We start from the raw sequence: 18,451 nt of genomic DNA on the forward strand, positions 1-18,451 counted from the left end.
TGCGGCAGTTTCCGAGGTGTTCACCTTGCCGGGCCGTCACCCGAGGGCGGGGGTGTACGGGCGGGGCCGGGCACCCGTGCTCAGCGCGTCGGCGCGGTCGGCTTGGTGTGGGCGCGCTGGTGGGCCCGCTGGTGGCGGCGGGTCGTCCGCCACAGGACCTTCTGGGCGAGCAGCGTCAGCGTCCCGGCGAGCACGATGCCGCCGAGGTTCGCCAGCAGTTGCTGGATGGAGCCCGTCATCTGGCCGTAGTCGCGGTAGCTGAAGGCCACCGCCGCGTTCGCCGCGGCCGGCACGGTGGTCACCGAGATCGCGACGCCGATCAGGGCTCCGGACTTCGCGGAGGTCAGGGAGAGCGTCCCGGCGATCCCCGCGAGGAACGCCACCACGAACGACATCCAGTCCGGCTGCCAGACGAAGGCCGTGTTGGGCCGTTCCGCCTCGATCATCGCCATGTCGAAGAGGCCGAAGGCGTCCATCAGCCAGGCGAAGCCGGCCGTCAGGACCATGGCGGCCGCGAAGCCGCCGATCAGGGCGTACAACGACCGCCACACCAGGTACGGGGCGCGCTGCACCAGCGCCGTGGAGATCCCGGCCAACGGCCCGAACTCCGGCCCCACCGCCATCGCTCCCACGATGAGGATCGCGTTGTCGAGCATCACACCGCAGGCGGCCAGCATCGTCGCGACCGCGAGGAACGCCACATAGGTCGCGCTGAACGTGGATTCGTCGTGCGTGGCCTCCACGAGCTCTTCCCACAGCACCGCGTCGGCGCCCTCGCCCGGTGCGTCCTCCTCCGCCCGGTCGGCGCGCGCGGAGAGGGTCAGGTCCATGTTCTCGACCGTGATGGCACCGTACGTGTCGACCCCGAGCCGCCGCAGTGCCGCGATCAGTTCGTCGCCCGCCTCCCGCGCGACATCGCACAGCACCACGTCGCCGACCGGATCACGGGCCACCCCCGGCAGCACCACGAGATGGGCGGTGCCGACGGTCCGCTCCAGCAGGCCCGTCACCTCGTCCGTGCGGTCGGCGGGGACGAGCAGGCGCAGATGCAGCACAACGCTCCTCTGGGTGGCTCGGACGGATCAGAGCTTGCGCAGTGACAGCCGCTGGACCTTGTGGTCCGGGCCCTTGCGCAGCACCAGGGTGGCACGGCCGCGGGTCGGCGCCACGTTCTCCACCAGATTGGGCTTGTTGATGGTCCGCCACATCGTCGCCGCGTACTCCATCGCCTCCGCCTCGGAGACCTGTGTGTACTTGCGGAAGTACGAGGACGGGTCCTGGAACGCCGTCGCGCGCAGCTTGCGGAAGCGGTTGAGGTACCAGGTCTCGATGTCCTCGGGGCGCGCGTCCACGTACACACTGAAGTCGAAGTAGTCGGCGAGCCCCACCCTGGTCCGGCCGTCCTTGCCGGGCAGTGCGGGCTGGAGCACGTTCAGCCCCTCGACGATGAGGATGTCCGGACGCCGTACCGTGAGCCGCTCGTCCGGCACGATGTCGTAGATCAGGTGCGAGTAGACGGGGGCCGTCACCTCGTCCTTGCCCGCCTTGATGTCGGCGACGAAACGGGTCAGGGCGCGCCGGTCGTACGACTCCGGGAAGCCCTTGCGCGACATCAGCCCGCGCGCGTGGAGCTCCTTCATCGGCAGCAGGAACCCGTCCGTGGTCACCAGCTCCACCCGCGGGTGCTCCGGCCAGCGGGCCAGCAGCGCCTGGAGGATACGGGCGCTGGTGGACTTCCCCACCGCGACACTGCCCGCGACCCCTATGACGAACGGGGTCCCGCGCTGTTCCCCGTGCCCGTTGCCCGCGTCCCCGAGGAAGGTGTTCAGGGCGCCGCGCAGTCCGGAGGTGGCCTGGACGTACAGATTGAGGAGGCGCGAGAGCGGCAGGTAGACGTCCCGTACCTCGTCGAGGTCGATGACGTCCCCGAGTCCGCGCAGCCGCTCCACCTCGTCGGCCGTCAGCGGCAGCGGCGTCTTGTCGCGCAGCGCGCTCCACTCCGCCCGGGAGAGGTCGACGTACGGCGTCGCGGCGGTATCGGCGCGTCGGTTCGTGCTCCGTGTCGGCGAGGTGATCACGGGTTCATTGTTGCGGGAGTTCGACGGGAGTTCGAACGGAGTGGGGGGTGGGCTCGGTCACGTGGCGGGCGGACGAAAAGGCCGGCCCGGCGCGCAGTGCGCCGGGCCGGCCTTTTCGCGGGGCGGGGTACTAGGGCGTGTGGTGAAAGTCCGGTCTGGCTCGCGACGCCTGGCACGGCACCTCGCCGCGTTGTCGGGATCGCCCGAGTACGTCCAGTACGCGGGCGACCCTCCGCCTTGCGATGCACCGCACCGGACGCCGCGAGCCCCGCACTCCGGGCGGACGACGCTACTTTCAGAACGCGCCCTAGTCCGTGCCGGACTCCATCGCGGCGCGGTCCAGCATCTCGTCGGCTTCGGAGACCTCACCGCGGGAGGCGATGGCCTGGGCGCCGCCCTCGGGCAGCGAGCCGATCAGGCCGGTGGCGGCGGCCTGGGCCGCGCCGATGGCCGGGTTGGCGGTGCCGATCAGGCCGAGGCCCGCGTACTGCTCCAGCTTGGCGCGGGAGTCGGCGATGTCGAGGTTGCGCATCGTGAGCTGGCCGATCCGGTCGACCGGGCCGAACGCGGAGTCCTCGGTGCGCTCCATGGACAGCTTGTCCGGGTGGTAGCTGAACGCCGGGCCCGTGGTGTCGAGGATCGAGTAGTCCTCGCCGCGCCGCAGCCGCAGCGTGACCTCGCCGGTGACGGCGGTGCCGACCCAGCGCTGGATCGACTCGCGCACCATCAGCGCCTGCGGGTCCAGCCAGCGGCCCTCGTACATGAGACGGCCCAGGCGTCGGCCCTCGTTGTGGTACTGGGCGAGGGTGTCCTCGTTGTGGATCGCGTTGACGAGGCGCTCGTACGCGGCGTGCAGCAGGGCCATGCCGGGGGCCTCGTAGATGCCCCGGCTCTTGGCCTCGATGATCCGGTTCTCGATCTGGTCCGACATGCCCATGCCGTGACGGCCGCCGATGCCGTTCGCCTTCATCACCAGGTCGACGGCGGAGTCGAACTTCTCGCCGTTGATGGTGACCGGGCGGCCCTGGTCGAAGCCGATCGTGACGTCCTCGGTCTCGATCTCGACCGAGGGGTCCCAGAACTTGACGCCCATGATCGGGTCGACGGTCTCGACGCCGGTGTTCAGGTGCTCCAGGGTCTTGGCCTCGTGGGTGGCGCCCCAGATGTTGGCGTCGGTGGAGTACGCCTTCTCCGTGCTGTCGCGGTACGGCAGGTCATGGGCGACCAGCCACTCGGACATCTCCTTGCGGCCGCCGAGCTCGGTCACGAAGTCCGCGTCGAGCCAGGGCTTGTAGATCCGCAGGTGCGGGTTGGCGAGGAGGCCGTAGCGGTAGAACCGCTCGATGTCGTTGCCCTTGTACGTGGAGCCGTCGCCCCAGATCTGTACGTCGTCCTCAAGCATCGCCCGGACCAGGAGCGTGCCGGTGACGGCGCGGCCGAGCGGCGTGGTGTTGAAGTACGCCCGCCCGCCCGAGCGGATGTGGAACGCCCCGCAGGTGAGCGCGGCCAGCCCCTCCTCGACGAGCGCCGCACGGCAGTCGACCAGTCGCGCGAGCTCGGCGCCGTAGGCCTTGGCACGGCCGGGCACGGAGGCGATGTCGGGCTCGTCGTACTGGCCGATGTCGGCGGTGTAGGTGCACGGGACGGCACCCTTGTCGCGCATCCACGCGACCGCGACCGAGGTGTCGAGGCCGCCCGAGAAGGCGATGCCGACGCGCTCGCCGGTGGGCAGGGAGGTGAGGACCTTAGACATAGGAAGATTATGCATCATCTCGCATGATCATGCAACGCGAGGTGAATCCTGTGGCCCCGGACCCCGGAATCCCACCATGGCACGGGGCTGCCCCGGCCGCCCCGGGAGGAGAGCGGGGCAGGGCCGCCCCGGGAGGAGACCGGCGGCGCAGCCGGTCGGCCTGCCCGGGGTCACTTCGTCTGGCGTCGGGCCCGTCTCACCTCGTCGCTGATGGTCCAGGCGTCGGCGACCGGTCCGAGGTGGCCGAGCTTGTCGGGGTTGAGCACCGTGCGGATGGTCTGGATCCGCCCGCCGAGCACGTCGAGGGTCAGGGTGTGGAGCACCTTGCCGTCCCTGTCGCGGAAGACGGCACCGGGCTGGGCGTTGACCTGCTGCGGCTCCCACGTCACGTCGATCCGGGCCATCACCGGGAAGACGGACGCCAGCAGCCGGGCCACGTTCTCGGCGCCGACGACGGCCCTGGCCAGCTGCGGTGCCTTGCCGCCACCGTCCCCGACCAGCTGTACGTCGGCGGCCAGCAGGTCCCGCAGACCGGCGACGTCGCCTTCGCGGAGGGCGTCGAAGAACCGCTTCGCCAGCTCCTCACGCTCCTGACGGTCCGCTTCGAACCGGGGCCTCCCGGCCTCCATGTGCCGCCGGGCCCGTACCAGCAGCTGCCGGCACGCCGCCTCCGAACGCCCGACCGCCGAGGCGACGTCGTCGAACCCGAAGCCGAACACCTCCCGCAGGACGAACACCGACCGCTCCAGCGGGCTGAGCCGCTCCAGCAGCAGCAACGCGGCCATCGAAACCGAGTCGGCCAGCTCCGCCGAGCGCGCCGGATCCTGATACGGGTCGCTCAGCAGCGGCTCGGGGAACCACGGGCCCGCGTACTCCTCCCGCCGCACCCGCGCGGAGCGCAGCACGTCGATCGAGAGCCGCGTCACCGTGGTCGACAGGAACGCCTTGACCGACGTGGGGCGGGCCGCCGAGCGGTCGAAGCGCAGCCACGTCTCCTGCACCGCGTCCTCGGCCTCGCTCACACTGCCCAGGATCCGGTAGGCGATGGAGAACAGCAGCGGCCGCAGCTCCTCGAACTCTCCGACCTTGTCCACGTCGCATCTCCTTTGAGGTCCACCGCCCCGCCCTCCCGGAGGGGGCACGTTCCGGCTTGATCCTGTGTTCATCGGCGGGGCCGTACAAGACCTCTGGCGGCCCGGGGCGTCCGACAGCGCCCCGGGCGTCGGCGGGACCTCAGTGGAACTGCCCGGCTTCGTAGTCCCCGGCCGGCTGCTGGGCGATGATGTTCAGCCGGTTCGCCGCGTTCATGAAGGCGATCAGGGCCGCCAGCGCGGCGAGCTGTTCCTCGTCGTAGTGCTTCGCAGCCCGCGCCCACACCTCGTCGTCGACCCCGCCGGCCGCGTCCGCGACCCTGGTGCCCTGCTCCGCCAGCTCCAGCGCGGCCCGTTCGGCAGGAGTGAAGACCGTGGCCTCGCGCCACGCCGCCACCAGGTGCAGCCGCACCGCGGTCTCGCCCGCCGCGGCGGCCTCCTTGGTGTGCATGTCGATGCAGACGGCGCAGCCGTTGATCTGGCTCACCCGCAGGGCCGTCAGCTCCTGCGTCGTAGCCGGCAGCGTCGTCTCCTTCAGCGCCTTGCCCGCCGACATGAAGTGCTTGAGGACCTTGGCCGACGTGGGGTCGGCGAAGTAGTTCAGTCGCGCGTCCATGATGTGCTCCTCCGTGCTCGTCGGTGGTTACACCCCCTGGGACGAGACAGCCCGATGCCCTGTGACACGGATGCGTGAGCGGCGGGCCCTGTGCCGTCGCCGACAGGGATGACGGACGGGCGAGCGGCAGGGCGGAGCTGTTGCTCGACGGCGTCGTGCGCCCTCACCTCCCGACGGTCAGCACCGCGTTCCCCCGCACCCGCCGCCCCCGGATGTCCCCGATGACCTCCGCCGTCCGTGACCAGTCCCGTACCGAACCGATCTCCGGGTGGAGGCGACCGCCCGCCACCAGCCGGACCAGGGTGGCGAGATCGTCGGCGTACGTCGTGTCCGCGCGGGTGTAGTCGAAGTGGGCGATACGGGCCTGGGCCGGTCCCTTGAAGAAGTCGAAGAAGTCCAGCGTCACCGGGGTGCGGCTCGCCTGGCCGAACCAGACCAGCAGTCCGCCCGGGGCCAGCCGGCCCAGGGCCGTGGGCAGGGAGTCTCCGCCCACCGACTCCAGCACGATGTCGTACGGTCCCTGCGCCTCGTCCGGTGACGTCACCACGGCACGGGCGCCCAGGTCCAGCAGCCTCGCCCCCCGTTCCGGCGTCGCGCTGACCGCCGTGACCGCCGCGCCCGACGATGCGGCCAGCTCCGTGACGTAGTGGCCGACGCCTCCGCTCGCCCCGGTGATCAGCAGCCGCCGCCCCGCCACCGGGCCGGCCGCCCGGAGCAGGCGTAGCGCGGTGATGCCCGCCAGGGGGAGTGCCGCCGCCGTCACCGCGTCGACGCTGTCCGGGAGTTCGGCCACGCTGTGGACGGGGACGGCGACGTGCTCGGCCCAGCCGTACGCGGGCGGGTGGGCGACGACCCGGGTGCCCGCAGCCGGTCCGGTACCGTCGGCTGCCGCCCTTGCGACCGTGCCCGCGACGTCCTTGCCGGGCCGCCAGCCCGCCCAGCGCCGGTCCAGCTGCCCGTCGAGCTGGAAGGTCTCGCCCCGGTTGACGGAGTACGCCTCCACCGCGATCAGGGCCTCGTCTTGGGCGGGCCCGGGCTCCGGGGCTTCGCCCAGGAGGACCGTGCCCTCGGGGGTGGGAATCAGTGCTCTCATCGGATGCTCCCTGCCTCTTCCCGGCTCACGCGAAGACGACGGTGTGGGCGTGCAGCGTGTCGAAGTGCTCGCGGACCGACGCGATGCGGCCGTCCCGGACCGTGAAGACGGCCAGGCAGTGCTGGTCGTACCGGGCGCCCTTCCTGGTCAGCCCCCGTGTGTTCCACTCCGCCAGGACCCGCTCGCCCTCGGCGATCACGCCCTCGAACTCGATCTCCATCGACTCCGGCACCAGCCGGGCGACCATCTGGGCCACGAACGCGTCGAAGATCTCGTCCGGCCCGGTCCAGGTGCCCGACACCGGCAGGTCCCCGGCGAGCGTCCAGGTCACGTCGGCGTCGAAGAACGCGCGCAACCGGTCCATGTCACCCTCGGCGAGAGCGTTCATGTAGTCGAGGACGACGTCCTTCGGGGTGGGAACGGCGGTGGCGGGGGTAGCGGTGGTGTTCATGATTCCGTGGCCTTTCCTGCGGTTGTGCTCCGACTCCTGAAGGCTAGGAAGGGGAGGGGTGCGCAGGGAAAGACCTGTTTTCGATCGCTCCAGAACGGACCGGCATCGCCCCAGCTCAGCGCCGCTCGTATGCTGCTGCGCATGTCAGAACTTCGGCGCCTGCGCTACTTCCTGGCCGTGGCCGAGGAACGCAACTTCACCCGTGCCGCCGAGCGGCTCCACATCGCCCAGCCCGCGCTCAGCCGGCAGATACGCGAACTGGAGAAGGACTTGGGCGTGCAACTCCTCGACCGCACCACCCACTCCGTCGAACCGACCGAAGCGGGCGCGGTGTTGATGGAGCGGGGCGCCGCCCTCTGCGAGGAGGCCGACCGGCTCTGGCGCGACGTACGCGGCTTCGCCGGCGGCGGGCAGGGCACGCTGGCCTTCGGGTACAGCATGAGCACGAGTTACGAGACGGCCCCCGCCCTCCTCGCCGCCCTGGCCGAACGCCGGCCCGGCATCGCCACCACCACGCAACTCCTCCCCACGGCCGAGATCCTCGCCGGTGTCGCCGACGGCACCCTCGACGCGGGCCTCGTCCGCTGCCCGCCGCCCACGCCCGAGCTCGTACGGACGCTCGTCCGGCTGGAGCCGCAGGGCGTCCTCATGGCCGCCGGGCACCGGCTCGCCGCCGAGCCGGTCATCGACCCCGTCGCCCTGGCCGGCGAAACCCTTCTCGTGCACCCGCGCGAGGCCAACCCCGGTCACTACGACGCGATCACCGCCATCCTGGACCGTGTCGGCGTCAGCCCGCGGCTGATGCTCCGCCCGCTGTCGTTCGACGCCGGTCACACCCCGGTGGTACGCGGCGACGCCGTCTCCGTCGTCGGCGGATCGGCCGCGTCGAGCCTGCCCGCGGGCCTGGTGTGGAGGCCGCTGGCCGGGGGAGTCGCCATCGAGCTGCACCTGCTGACGAGGGGCAGCGGCGCACGCCCCGTCGTGGCCCAACTGCTGCGTACGGCAGGCGAGACGGCCCGGGCGGGCGGCTGGCTGCGGTCGCCGGACGCGGCCGTGTGACCCCCGGCGCGGCGCGCACCCGGTCACTTCGCCGGGTCACCAGGGGATGATGGCGAGCGCCTCCACCTCGATGAGCAACTCCGGCCGGATGAGCGCGGCCACCTGTACGGCGGTACTGGCCGGGGGCCGTTTCACGTCGATGTGCGCGTCCCGCGCGTCCCGGACGGCCGGCAGGAACCCGATGTCGGTGACGTAGAAGGTGAGCTTGGCGACGTCGGCGAACGTCGCTTCCCCCGCTGCGAGGCAACGCCTCAGGTTCTCGAAGACCTGACGGGCCTGGGCGGCGGGATCACCCTCCCCGACCACGCTTCCCTTCTCGTCCAGGGCGACCTGGCCGGAGATCACGACCAGCCTGCCCTCACCCATGACCACATGGCTGTAGCCCCGGGCGGGTGCGACCCCGTCGGGCGGGTTGTGGGTCAGCATGGTCTCTTCGGAACCGTCGGTCTCGTCCTCCACGGCAACCTCTCTCCCCGGGTCTGCTCGGCGACCCAACGATAGGCACGGGCGGGCGAGTTCGGACAGGCCCCGCCCGGTCGCTATGGGGCGGCGGTGAGCTCCCGTCGGCACTCGGCGCGGTTGAGCTCGAACGCGGGGGTCCGCTGCGCCAGGTCGGTCAGGACCGCCGAGGCCGTCCGGTCCAGGCGGTCAGGTTCTCGCCCGGGATGGCAATCCCGGCGGGGGCCGTCTCAGTCCGAGAGGGCGATCACCCGCCGCAGCGAAGCCCTCGACACGCGCCTGCGCGCCGCAGTCCAACTGGGCCGCACCCTCGCCACCCGCACCACCGCCGAACTCAAAGCGGCGATTGGTCAGGGGGCTGGGCTCCAACACCTCGCTGCAGGCGCGCTGCAATCGGATTGCAAGCGCCCTGCAACCCGGATAGGGAATGCTTTCTTTGCCGCCGTCACACATGGGGCGGATCGCGCTTCAAGCGAAATGCAACAGTTGCTCTTTCGGATCCGACCAGAGAGTCAGATCGCGCTATTCGATCCCCGCGCCGACAATATTGATAAAGTAAACCTGAAAGAAAAGGAACGCAAATGCGCATGCTTGCACGTGTAGCCATCACTGCCTCGTCGCTAGCCTTGGCGGCCTTCGCTGCAGCTCCTGCCAATGCTGCCGGTAACGCAAAGTATGTCGCCCACTCCCGCCACGAACTGGGATCGAGCTGCTCGTACGGAGGGAAGACCGGCTTCGAGTCGTACGGCGAATGGCTGACTGTCACAGACACGTGTGCGGACGGTCACTCTGCCGTCGGTGTCATCAACATCGCCAACTCCACCTACTACTACTGGAACAGTAAAGGTGCCGACACTACGAGAAGGGTAAATATGGAATTCGCTGAAAATGCCCAGGTAGGCATCAAGTCCTGCCTCGGTGATTGGTCCGGCACTGCGACGGACGGAATCCTGTGGGAGACCTGTGGCGAAATTACTTTCGGTAGCGCCTGAGCTTGTATTTTAACCTCTGGCCTCGAACGTCGTCCCGTACGGGCCCACTCGTTGGAGAGTTCGCCGGGCAGGCGGACGGCCTTCGCCTGACCATGCATTCCGCCACGGAAGCTTGTTCATGCGAAGGCCGCAGGGGTGAGTGTGCTGGACGACGGTGCCCGGCGTGATGCGTTCGACTTCGCGTCACACTTCCGGAAAGAGGCGAAAGTCGCAGTTTCTTCTTCCCGAAGGACTTAAAAGCCTTTTACGTCGTGCGTCACCGCGTCGTACGCAGCCGCGTCGCGGCCCACCGGGTCGTGGATTGCGGACCCGGTCAGCGCGAGCTCCGCCCAGACGGTCTTGCGGGGGAACGGCCCGGGCTCGACGCCCCAGCGGGTGGCCAACGCGCCGACGACGATCAGCCCCCGGCCCGACTCGTACGCCTCGGACTGCCGCAGGACGCGCGGCAGCTGATCGCCGCGCGCGTCCGTGACCTCGATACGGAGCCTGTCCCCGTCGACCGTCAGCAGGACGCGGAAGTCCCGCCCCGGTACGTATCCGTGCAGCACGGCGTTGGCCGCCAGTTCGGCGACGACATGGCTCGCGTCCTCCAGCGGCAGGCCCCAGGAGCGGAGCTGCTCCCTCGCCAGCAGGCGGGCCAGGCGGGCGCCCCGGCGGGTGGCGGAGAGCTGCACGGCGAACTGGCCGCTCCGGGAGCGTGGTGGGGTGATTTCTCGGTTCACGTCACTCAGCGTGGCGGCCCGTGTCTACGCTGAACAGCAGTGACGCGTGTACGGACGGTGACTGTCCAGCCGCTATACGGGCCTGTCCCACGCGTACAGCGGTCAGGTGCCGGTCACGGGCGGAGGCGGGTGGCGTATGGGTGTCAACGACGGTACGGACGAGCGGGAGTGGGGCGCCGAACCCGAGGACGATTCGGGCGCCGTGATCGCGGTGGTCGGCCGGCAGATCCGCCTCTGGCGGGAGGCGGCGGGGTTACGTGCCGCTGAGCTCGGCGAGGCGATCGGGTACGGGGAGAACCTGGTCTACAAGGTGGAGGCCGGGACGCGGATTCCGAAGCCGGAGTTCCTCGACCGGGCGGACGAGGCGCTGGGGGCGGGCGGCAGGATCGCCGCGATGAAGCAGGACGTGGCGGAGGCGCGGTACCCGAAGAAGGTCCGGGACCTGGCCAAGCTGGAGGCCGAGGCGGTGGAGATCGGTTCGTATGCCGGTGTCGTCATCGACGGCTTGCTCCAGACCGAGGCGTATGCGCGGGCCCTGTACGGAGAACGGCGCCCCGCGTACACGGAGGAGCAGGTCGACCGGCTCGTGGCGGCCCGCATGGCACGTCAGTCAGTCTTCGAACGCCGGCCTGCCCCTCTGCTGACTTTCGTCCAGGAAGAGGCAACGCTCCGCAGGCCGACGGGCGGGAAAAACGTGTTGCGTGAACAGCTCGAACGCCTGCTAGAACTGAGTGTGTTGAGGCACGTCGAAATCCAGGTGATGCCGACGGAGGCAGAGGAGCACGCAGGCTTGGGCGGCTCGCACGAGGTGCTCAAGTTGAGTGACGGTTCGGCTGTGGGACACAACGAGGTCCAGCTCATCAGCCGACTGATCAGCGATCCCAGGGAAGTTCAGATCCTTGAGATGCGGTACGGCATGATCAGGGCACAAGCGCTCACGCCTCGGCTGTCGCGGACCTTCATCGAAAAACTGCTGGGAGAGACATGAGTGCCAAGCCCTCGGCTGCAAACCCTTCAGATCTGACCTGGGTCAAGAGCAGTTACAGCACCAATGACGGCCCACAGTGCGTCGAGGTAGCCGCCGCCCCCGCCACCGTCCACGTCCGCGACTCGAAGAACATCCCCGGCCCCGAGCTCGGCTTCACCCCGGCCGCCTGGGCCGACTTCGTCCCGTACGCCTGCGCCGTCTGATCGCCGGTCCGGCCGACGTCCGCGAGGGCCTGTGACGCACGCGCGTCACAGGCCCTCGCGGACGTCATGGGGTTACTTCCCCGGCCGCGCGTCCGTCGGGCCGGGAGCGCGAACCATGCGGCCGCCACCCGCTTCGAAACCCATCCGTCACAGGCGTTTCAAGCCTCGGCGATTCGGCCACAACGCGCCGTTCCGGGACCGCTCCAGCGCGCGGCGGGAGCCCGCGGACCCCTGTCGTTGCTGAGGTCACACGCGTCCGGAATCGAGTGCGTTCGATTCTCCGTGCGCGTCGTTAGGCCGTGCACCGCCGAGCCATCCAGGTGCGGCACCGAGTCCCAGGAGGGACGCAGGTGACTGTGACTGACGCCTTGACCGCGCACTCGGATACACCACCACCCCCACCCCCGGCCGTTCTCGACTTCCAGGGCAAGCACGGCAGGAACCCGCTGGCAGAAGCCGGTTTCCGCACCATGTGCGGACGCCTTCCCGGTGTTCTGCGGCATACCGTCCGCCTCGCCTGGGCCGTGGACCGGGCCGCTGTCCTGATCCTCCTGGGCTGCCAGCTCCTCACCGGAACCGCGGCCGCCCTCACGCTCGCCTTCACGGCCAGGGCGATGACGTACCTGCTGGCCACAGGCTCCGTATCCGAACGCCTGCACGGCGCTCTGCCCGCGCTCGTCGTGGTGGCCGTCGCCGCCGGGGCGGGCCGTCTCGGCATGTCCCTCGCCTCGCACGCGGAGCGCCGGATCACGCCCCTGCTGATGACCGAGGCCGATGTGGCGCTGGTCGCCGCCGTGTGCCGGGTCGAGGTGGCCGCGTACGGGGAGGACGGCTTCGCGGACCGGCAGGAAGCCGCCGAAGTGGGAGTCACCCGCACCACCACCCTGGTCGGCGACGCCCAGCGGTTCATGGCGGCGGGTGTCCGTATGGCCGCCGCGGGCGGTGTCATCACCGTCCTGCACTGGACCATGCTTCCCGCCCTCCTGCTCGCCGTGTTCCCGGCCGGGCTCGGCGCCGTTCTCCGGGCCCGGGTGGACTACGAGACGCACTACCTCAACGTGGGCGACCGGAACGTGCGCGGCATGATGCGCTGGTGGGCCACGTCCTCGCGGTACGGCGACGAGGTCCGCGCCAACGGCATGACCGGCTACCTCCTGTTCTGGTACCGGTCCCTGTCCGGGCGCATCGACCGGCGCACCCTGACCGCCGCACCGCGGCAGCTGCGCATCGACGTGTCCACCAGCGCCGTCAGCGGTGTCTTCCTCACGGGTACCTGGGTCCTCCTCGCGTGGCTGGCCACCACGGGGCGCGTCCCCCTGGCGGTCGCCGCGACCGCCGTCGTCGCCGTGCAGACCACCCTCGGCGCGCTGGCGCAGCTCGTCATCCAGGGTGCCGCCCTGTTCCACACGTCGCTCTACCTCGCCGACATGCGCGCGTTCCTCGACCTGGCCGACCAACGCGCTCCGAAGCGCGGCGAGCTGACGATCCCGGAGGTGGTGGACGAGATCCGGCTCGACGGCGTGGTCCACCAGTACCCGGGCAAGGAGCAGCCCGCCGTCGACGGCGTCTCGCTGACCCTGCGCCGGGGCGAGATCCTGGCCGTGGTCGGCGAGAACGGCTCCGGCAAGTCGACGCTCACCAAGCTCATCACCGGCCTCCTCCTCCCGGACAAGGGCCGGGTGCTGTGGGACGGCGTCGACCTGGCGCACGCCGACGCCGAGGCCGTGTGGAAGCGGACCGCGCTCGTACCGCAGAACTTCGCCACCTGGCCGCTGCGGGCCCGCGAGAACGTCACGCTGGGCCAGCCCAGGTCGTGGGACGACGACCTGGTGTGGAAGGCCGTCGACGCGGTGGGCATGCGCGAGGCCGTGGAAGAACTGCCGAACCGGCTCGACACCCTGCTCGCCCGTGAACTGTTCGGCGGGGCGGAGCTCTCCGGCGGCCAGTGGCAGCGGCTCGCGTGCGCACGGGCGCTGTACCGGCGGACTCCGCTGCTGATCCTGGACGAGCCGACCTCGCAGATGGACGCCCGGGGAGAGCACCGGATGTTCCTGGAGATCAAGCGGCTGGCCGCCGACTGCATGACGATCGTCGTGACGCACCAGCTGGAGAACACCCGGCTGGCCGACCGGATCATCGTCATGGAGCACGGCCGGGTGACCGAGGACGGTACGTACGACGACCTGATCCATGCCGGGGGTCTGTTCGCCGAACTCGTGGCCCTCGCCAAGGACCGGTGACGGCGGGCCGGACCCACCGCTGCCGGACGCAGCCCACGGGTATGTCAGGTGAAGGCCACGGGCTTTCCCGAAGTAGGAGCGGCTCAAAGTATGAGCCGCTCCTACTTCACCCCTCAGTGCTTACGGCTACCCCCGGAACGGCCGGTAGGTCAGCTGCTTGACGCGGCGCAGGAACGGCATCGATTCCACATGCTCGACTCCCTCCAGCGCGCCCAGACGCTCGCTCAGGTACCGGTACAGATGGCCCGTGTCGCGGGTGATCACGACCGCCACCAGGTTGGACGTGCCCGTGGTCGCCGCCGCGTAGGCGACCTCCGGGTGGATGGCGAGCGCCTCGCCCACCGTGCGCAGGGCGCGGGGCGCGGCGGTGATGCAGAGCATCGTCGGGTGGCGGAAGCCGAAGTGGCCGGAGTCGAACTCGACGTCCACGTACAGCGCGCCCGAGGCCACGAGGTGGGCCATGCTGCGCTTGATCGCTGACTCGGAGCGGCCCGTGGCCTTCTGGAGTTCGGGGTACGTGGCCCGGCCGTCCGCCTCCAGCGCGGTGACCAGGGGTTCGTCCTCGGCGGTGATGACGGCCGGGCCCCGGTGTTCCGGAAGGGGCGCGGGAGTGAGAGCCGCCGACTGCTCGGGGGACAGCGCGCCGCTCTTGTGGAGCCAGCCGGACGGCCCGCCGTAGAACCGGTGCAGCAATTGGTGGGCGCGGATGTCGACGATGTGCGGGGTACGCGGCAGCTTGCCGAGGAGCAGGTCGTCCGCGTCGTCCCGCGAGCGGACGTTCGCCGTGCAGGTGACCTCCGTACCGCCCGAAGTGAGGCCGATCCACGCCGTGTCCGGCCGTTTGGCCAGGGCTTCCGCGATGGCCGTCGCGCCCTCGGGGGCGCAGCGCACGCGCAGCAGCCAGTGGTCGAGCGAGTCCTCGGCTGCCGCGCAGCGGACCCCGACGACCCGGAGGCCCGCCTCGGACCGCAGTCTGCGGAAGCGGCGGGCCACGGTCTGGTCGGAGACGCCGAGAACGGCCGCGATCCGGCTGAACGGGGCGCGGGCGTCCAGCTCCAGCGCGTGCAGGATCCGGAGGTCGAGAGCATCGCCCGCTGTGTTGGATTCCATCGGTGGTGGCCTCATCCAAGTCGAATTCCGCCGATCCGCGCTCTCTGGCCGGTGGTTTCGGCCGCGCTTCTCCGATCGTACGGGGAGTGGTCGCCGACCACACCGAAGCCGTACAGGGAGAAACACATGCGCAAGTGGGGACCGCTCACCGCGGTCTGTCTGGGGACGTTCATGCTGCTGCTGGACGTCACGATCGTCATCGTGGCGCTGCCCGACATGGCGCGGGTGCTGGGCGCGTCGCTGTCGGACCTGCAATGGGTCATCGACGGCTACGCACTCGCGCTCGCCGCATTGCTGCTCGGCATCGGGGCCGCCGCCGATCTGCTCGGGCGGCGCCGGGTCCATGTCGTGGGCGTCGTGGTCTTCGCCCTCGCCTCGCTGGCCTGCGGGCTCGCTTCCTCGCCGGCGCTGCTGGTCGCCGCGCGCGGGGTCCAGGGAGTGGGCGCCGCCGCGATGTTCGCGACCACGCTGCCGTTGCTCGCCTCCGTCTACCGGGGCAAGGGCCGGTCCGTCGCGCTCGGGCTGTGGGGTGCGGTGAGCGGGGGAGCCGCCGCGGTCGGACCGGTGGTCGGCGGGCTGCTGACCGAGGGGCCCGGATGGCGCTGGATCTTCTTCGTGAACCTTCCGGTCAGTGTCGCCGCGGTCTGGCTGACGGCCCGGACCGTGCCCGAGTCGCGCGGGGCGCAGGGCCGCCGGATCGACTGGGCGGGGACCGTGAGCTTCGCGGTGTTCGCGGCGGCGGCGACGTACGCCGTCGTACGGGCGGGGAGCCTGGGCTGGGCATCGGGGCGCACGCTCGCCACGTTCGGGGTCGCCGCGCTCGCGCTGCTCTGCTTCGTGCTCGTCGAGCTGCGCGCCGAACACCCTCTGCTGGAGCTGTCGTTGTTCCGGAAGTCCGCGTTCACCGGTGTGATGGCCGGGGCGCTCGCCTACAACCTGGCGGCCTTCGCCGTCCTGCCGTACACCTCGATCTGGCTGCAGACCGTGCTCGGGCTCAGCCCCGTCCAGGGCGGCCTCGCTCTCCTGCCGCTGGCCGCGACGGCCTTCGTGGTGGCGGCCGCCGGCGGCCGGCTGCTGCACGGGGCGCAGCCGAGGCTGACGATCGGCATCGGGCTCGCGCTGATCGGCGTCGGAACGCTCGGCCAGGCGGTCCTCGGCGCGGGTTCCTCGTGGCCCGCGCTGCTGCCGGGGCTCGTGGTCGCGGGCATCGGTACGGGTCTGGTCTCGCCTGCCCTCGCGGGCGCCGCGCTGGCGGCGGTGGAGCCGGAGCGGGCAGGCATGGCGGGTGGCGCGGTGAACACCTTCCGGCAGCTCGGGTACGCCTTCGGAGTGGCCGTGCTCGGGACGGTGCTGACCTCGCGGATCGGCGAGACGCTGAGCGAGGAGCAGTCGCACGGGCTCGCGGGGGGCGGGGCATCGGGGCTGCGGGCGGCGGGGGTGCCGGAGCACGCGCTGCGGGCGGCGTTCGCCTCCGGGCTGAACACGGCGGCCGTGGTGGCCGGCGTGGTGGGGGTCGTCGCGGGGGCGGCGGTGCTTCTGCTGGTGAAGGGGACCCGGAAGGGTGCGGAGGTCCCGGTTCCGGCGGCGGAACGGGTGCCCGCGCGGTGAACAGGGGGCGGGCCCGGTGGGCTCGACGTGCCCGACCGGCCTGGTTGGTGGGCTTGAAATAGCGGTCGCTTCTGCGACTATGCGAAGAACAGGGGCCGGTGACCAGGAAAGGACCACTATGTGCGGAATCGTGGGTTACGTCGGTGGGCAGTCGGCGCAGGACGTCGTCGTCGCCGGTCTCAAACGGCTGGAGTACCGGGGGTACGACTCCGCCGGGGTCGCGATCCTCGCCGACGGGGGACTGGCCGCCGCCAAGAAGGCCGGGAAGCTCCTCAACCTGGAGAAGGTGCTGGTCGAGCGGCCGCTGCCGGCCGGCAGCGCCGGGATCGGCCACACCCGGTGGGCCACCCACGGCGGCCCCACCGACACCAACGCCCACCCGCACCTCGACAACGCCGGCCGCGTCGCCGTCGTCCACAACGGGATCATCGAGAACTTCGCCGCCCTGCGCGCCGAGCTCGGCGGGCGCGGCCACGACCTCCTCTCCGAGACCGACACCGAGGTCGTCGCCCATCTGCTCGCCGAGGCGTACTCCCAGAGCGCGGACCCGGCGGAGGCGATGCGGCAGGTCTGCCGGCGCCTCGAAGGGGCGTTCACGCTCGTCGCCGTGTTCGCGGACGCGCCCGACGTGGTGGTCGGGGCCCGGCGGAACTCGCCGCTCGTCGTCGGGGTGGGGGACGGCGAGGCCTTCCTCGCCTCCGACGTCGCCGCGTTCATCGCCCACACCCGTTCCGCGATCGAGCTCGGCCAGGACCAGGTGGTCGAACTGCGGCGGGAGGGCGTCCAGGTCACCGGGTTCGACGGGGAGCCCGCCGAGGTGCGCGCGTACCACGTGGACTGGGACGCCTCCGCAGCCGAGAAGGGCGGCTACGCCTCCTTCATGCTCAAGGAGATCGCCGAGCAGCCCAAGGCCGTCACCGACACCCTCCTCGGCCGGATCGACCCGGAGGGCACGCTCCACCTCGACGAGGTGCGGATCACGCGGGGCGAGCTCCGGGAGGTCGACAAGGTGGTGATCGTCGCCTGCGGGACCGCGTTCCACGCCGGGATGATCGCCAAGTACGCCATCGAGCACTGGACCCGGATCCCCTGCGAGACCGAGCTCGCCAGCGAGTTCCGCTACCGCGACCCGATCCTGGACCCGCACACCCTGGTCATCGCCATCTCGCAGTCCGGCGAGACGATGGACACCCTGATGGCGCTCCGGCACGCCCGCGAGCAGGGTGCGAAGGTCCTCGCCATCTGCAACACCAACGGGTCGACCATCCCCCGCGAGTCCGACGCCGTGCTCTACACGCACGCCGGTCCCGAGGTCGCCGTCGCCTCCACCAAGGCCTTCCTGACCCAGCTCGTCGCCTGCTACCTCGTCGCGCTCTACCTCGGCCAGGTCCGCGGGACCAAGTGGGGCGACGAGATCCGCACCGTCATCCGGCAGCTCTCCGAGATCTCCGGATCCGTCGACCGGGTCCTGGAGACCATGGAACCGGTGCGCGAGCTGGCGCGGTCGCTCGCGTCGCACGACACCGTGCTCTTCCTCGGCCGGCACGTCGGCTATCCGGTCGCCCTGGAAGGCGCGCTGAAGCTCAAGGAGCTCGCGTACATGCACGCCGAGGGGTTCGCCGCCGGGGAGCTCAAGCACGGGCCGATCGCGCTCATCGAGGACGGACTGCCCGTGGTCGTGGTCGTCCCCTCACCGGCCGGACGCTCCGTGCTGCACGGCAAGATCGTGTCGAACATCCAGGAGATCCGGGCCCGCGGCGCCCTCACCGTCGTCATCGCGGAGGAGGGCGACGAGGAGGTCGTCCCGTACGCCGACCACCTCATCCGCATCCCCGCAACGCCTACGCTGCTTCAGCCGCTGGTCGCCACCGTGCCGTTGCAGGTCTTCGCCTGCGAGCTGGCGACGGCCCGCGGCAACGAGGTGGACCAGCCGCGCAACCTGGCGAAGTCCGTCACCGTGGAGTGAGCCGCAGGCCAACAGTGAGGGT

General features: G+C 70.8%; 17 protein-coding genes. 7 read left to right on the top strand and 10 right to left on the bottom strand.

The window, feature by feature from the left end; genetic code table 11:
* Nucleotides 1-80 precede the first annotated feature (80 nt).
* The 7 genes from ACGFZA_RS01365 to ACGFZA_RS01395 form a co-directional block, all read right to left on the bottom strand.
* The gene (locus tag ACGFZA_RS01365; RefSeq protein ID WP_393676368.1) at nt 81-1,055 is read right to left on the bottom strand and encodes a DUF389 domain-containing protein; all 975 of its coding nucleotides are present in this window, start codon (nt 1,053-1,055) and stop codon (nt 81-83) included.
* A gap of 27 nt (nt 1,056-1,082) precedes the next feature.
* Nucleotides 1,083-2,078 (bottom strand): type I pantothenate kinase, encoded by a 996-nt coding sequence (gene coaA / locus ACGFZA_RS01370; protein WP_393676370.1) that lies wholly within the window; start codon nt 2,076-2,078, stop codon nt 1,083-1,085.
* Between the two features lie 307 nt (nt 2,079-2,385).
* Entirely contained in the window at nt 2,386-3,831 is a 1,446-nt protein-coding gene (gene argG / locus ACGFZA_RS01375) for an argininosuccinate synthase (RefSeq protein WP_326738122.1), read from the bottom strand.
* 170 nt (nt 3,832-4,001) lie between these two features.
* Nucleotides 4,002-4,925: an RNA polymerase sigma-70 factor gene (locus tag ACGFZA_RS01380; protein ID WP_385288910.1), complete on the bottom strand. Its 924-nt coding sequence runs from the start codon at nt 4,923-4,925 to the stop codon at nt 4,002-4,004.
* Between the two features lie 139 nt (nt 4,926-5,064).
* The gene (locus tag ACGFZA_RS01385) at nt 5,065-5,538 is read right to left on the bottom strand and encodes a carboxymuconolactone decarboxylase family protein (RefSeq protein ID WP_393676373.1); all 474 of its coding nucleotides are present in this window, start codon (nt 5,536-5,538) and stop codon (nt 5,065-5,067) included.
* 163 nt (nt 5,539-5,701) lie between these two features.
* Nucleotides 5,702-6,631: a zinc-binding dehydrogenase gene (locus tag ACGFZA_RS01390; protein ID WP_393676375.1), complete on the bottom strand. Its 930-nt coding sequence runs from the start codon at nt 6,629-6,631 to the stop codon at nt 5,702-5,704.
* Nucleotides 6,632-6,656: 25 nt separating this feature from the next.
* The gene (locus ACGFZA_RS01395) at nt 6,657-7,082 is read right to left on the bottom strand and encodes a nuclear transport factor 2 family protein (protein ID WP_393676377.1); all 426 of its coding nucleotides are present in this window, start codon (nt 7,080-7,082) and stop codon (nt 6,657-6,659) included.
* A 141-nt stretch (nt 7,083-7,223) separates the two neighbouring features.
* Here ACGFZA_RS01395 and ACGFZA_RS01400 point away from each other — a divergent pair, with 141 nt between their 5' ends.
* Nucleotides 7,224-8,141 carry a LysR substrate-binding domain-containing protein gene (locus ACGFZA_RS01400; RefSeq protein WP_393676379.1) on the top strand — a complete coding sequence of 306 codons (918 nt, stop codon included), beginning with the start codon at nt 7,224-7,226 and terminating at the stop codon, nt 8,139-8,141.
* 36 nt (nt 8,142-8,177) lie between these two features.
* On the opposite strand, the gene ACGFZA_RS01405 is transcribed toward ACGFZA_RS01400, so the two are convergent.
* On the bottom strand, nt 8,178-8,567 hold the full coding sequence (locus ACGFZA_RS01405; RefSeq protein WP_393677589.1) for a RidA family protein: 390 nt from the start codon (nt 8,565-8,567) through the stop codon (nt 8,178-8,180).
* Nucleotides 8,568-9,181: 614 nt separating this feature from the next.
* Here ACGFZA_RS01405 and ACGFZA_RS01410 point away from each other — a divergent pair.
* Nucleotides 9,182-9,592 carry a hypothetical protein gene (locus ACGFZA_RS01410; RefSeq protein WP_385288895.1) on the top strand — a complete coding sequence of 137 codons (411 nt, stop codon included), beginning with the start codon at nt 9,182-9,184 and terminating at the stop codon, nt 9,590-9,592.
* Between the two features lie 233 nt (nt 9,593-9,825).
* Here the strand turns inward: ACGFZA_RS01410 and ACGFZA_RS01415 are convergent, their stop codons facing one another.
* Nucleotides 9,826-10,314, bottom strand: a complete 489-nt coding sequence (locus ACGFZA_RS01415; protein WP_393676381.1) for an ATP-binding protein — start codon at nt 10,312-10,314, stop codon at nt 9,826-9,828.
* 136 nt (nt 10,315-10,450) lie between these two features.
* Here ACGFZA_RS01415 and ACGFZA_RS01420 point away from each other — a divergent pair, with 136 nt between their 5' ends.
* The 3 genes from ACGFZA_RS01420 to ACGFZA_RS01430 all read left to right on the top strand — a co-directional run bounded on the left by ACGFZA_RS01420 (nt 10,451) and on the right by ACGFZA_RS01430 (nt 13,745).
* Nucleotides 10,451-11,302, top strand: a complete 852-nt coding sequence (locus ACGFZA_RS01420; protein WP_393676383.1) for a helix-turn-helix domain-containing protein — start codon at nt 10,451-10,453, stop codon at nt 11,300-11,302.
* Entirely contained in the window at nt 11,299-11,505 is a 207-nt protein-coding gene (locus tag ACGFZA_RS01425; protein WP_393676385.1) for a DUF397 domain-containing protein, read from the top strand. Before ACGFZA_RS01420 ends, ACGFZA_RS01425 begins: the two co-directional genes overlap by 4 nt.
* Before the next feature lie 356 nt (nt 11,506-11,861).
* Nucleotides 11,862-13,745, top strand: a complete 1,884-nt coding sequence (locus ACGFZA_RS01430) for an ABC transporter ATP-binding protein (RefSeq protein ID WP_393677592.1) — start codon at nt 11,862-11,864, stop codon at nt 13,743-13,745.
* 126 nt (nt 13,746-13,871) lie between these two features.
* Here the strand turns inward: ACGFZA_RS01430 and ACGFZA_RS01435 are convergent, their stop codons facing one another.
* On the bottom strand, nt 13,872-14,855 hold the full coding sequence (locus tag ACGFZA_RS01435) for an Lrp/AsnC family transcriptional regulator (protein ID WP_385284158.1): 984 nt from the start codon (nt 14,853-14,855) through the stop codon (nt 13,872-13,874).
* A gap of 126 nt (nt 14,856-14,981) precedes the next feature.
* Between ACGFZA_RS01435 and ACGFZA_RS01440 the strand changes: the two genes are divergently transcribed.
* Complete coding sequence (locus tag ACGFZA_RS01440; RefSeq protein ID WP_393676387.1) at nt 14,982-16,463, top strand: MFS transporter; 1,482 nt, start codon at nt 14,982-14,984, stop codon at nt 16,461-16,463.
* A 118-nt stretch (nt 16,464-16,581) separates the two neighbouring features.
* Nucleotides 16,582-18,429, top strand: a complete 1,848-nt coding sequence (glmS, locus tag ACGFZA_RS01445; protein ID WP_385284164.1) for a glutamine--fructose-6-phosphate transaminase (isomerizing) — start codon at nt 16,582-16,584, stop codon at nt 18,427-18,429.
* Nucleotides 18,430-18,451 lie beyond the last annotated feature (22 nt).

Origin of the sequence: Streptomyces sp. NPDC048211, assembly GCF_043202315.1 — a bacterium.
Taxonomy (GTDB): domain Bacteria; phylum Actinomycetota; class Actinomycetes; order Streptomycetales; family Streptomycetaceae; genus Streptomyces.